The sequence below is a fragment of the Planctomonas deserti genome (assembly GCF_003067705.1).
GTDB lineage: Bacteria > Actinomycetota > Actinomycetes > Actinomycetales > Microbacteriaceae > Planctomonas > Planctomonas deserti.
In genome coordinates this window covers 1-757 of the sequence record NZ_QANL01000037.1, presented here as the reverse complement: position 1 = coordinate 757, position 757 = coordinate 1, and the positions used below count along the sequence as shown (strand labels likewise).

Below are 757 nucleotides of genomic sequence, written 5' to 3'. Positions count from 1 at the left end.
CTGGGCCGGAGAACGGCAGTCGCTGTGCGGCGCGCAGGCGCCCCTGCAGGTCTTCAGCAAGCGTGGCGACGCTGTACCCCTGATTGTCGATGGAGCGACGTCGGCGCTGCGCTGCGCCGGCTGGTGGCCGCGTGAAGCGGGCTGGCAGCGCCTGCAGCATGGCGACAGCGTTGTCTGGCGCTATGTGTTCGACCCGAAGGACGCACCCGCACTGCATCGACAGGCGATGATCGATGCGACCACGCGGGCGTTGGCCTCCAGTACATCGGCGAATGCGTCGGTGATGCAACCCGTGGCAGGCTCACGCTGGCCGTGGTGGCTGGCGTTCGTGTTGTGCGCATCGCTGCTGTGGTGGCTGGAACGGCGGCGCTGACCGCATCGATTGGATCGCGGGCAGCATCCACGCATGGCGTGGACCTACTGCCCGGTTGCCCTGGTAGATGCCAACCTTGGTTGGCGCCTTTCCGCGGGGTCAGCGCTTGCCCGCGCGTCGGTACACGCCGTTGAAGCGCACGTTCATGCCACCGCATTCGCTGTTGTCGGCCACGATCAGCACCTCACCCAGCGAATGCACGCGCACCTTGCAGGTGTCCTCGACGAACTCGACATCGGCACCACGCGGCGCCGCGCGCGCTTCCACCTGGCCCATGTTCGGCCCGTAGGGACGCTGCTCCGGCGTGGGGTTGGCGGAGGGCCAGTAGGCGTCCCCCTCCACATGCAGTTGCCCGCCCTGCACGCGGATCTTCAGGCCGTTGTC

Annotated in this window: 2 protein-coding genes; one reads left to right on the top strand and one right to left on the bottom strand. The window is 67.9% G+C overall.

The window, feature by feature from the left end; genetic code table 11:
* A partial coding sequence (locus tag DAI20_RS19380) for a hypothetical protein (RefSeq protein WP_205781498.1) occupies positions 1 to 373 on the top strand: 373 nt, incomplete at its 5' end.
* Positions 374 to 472: 99 nt separating this feature from the next.
* On the opposite strand, the gene DAI20_RS19375 is transcribed toward DAI20_RS19380, so the two are convergent.
* The coding region (locus DAI20_RS19375; RefSeq protein WP_205781497.1) for a hypothetical protein at positions 473 to 757 on the bottom strand (285 nt) is incomplete at its 5' end.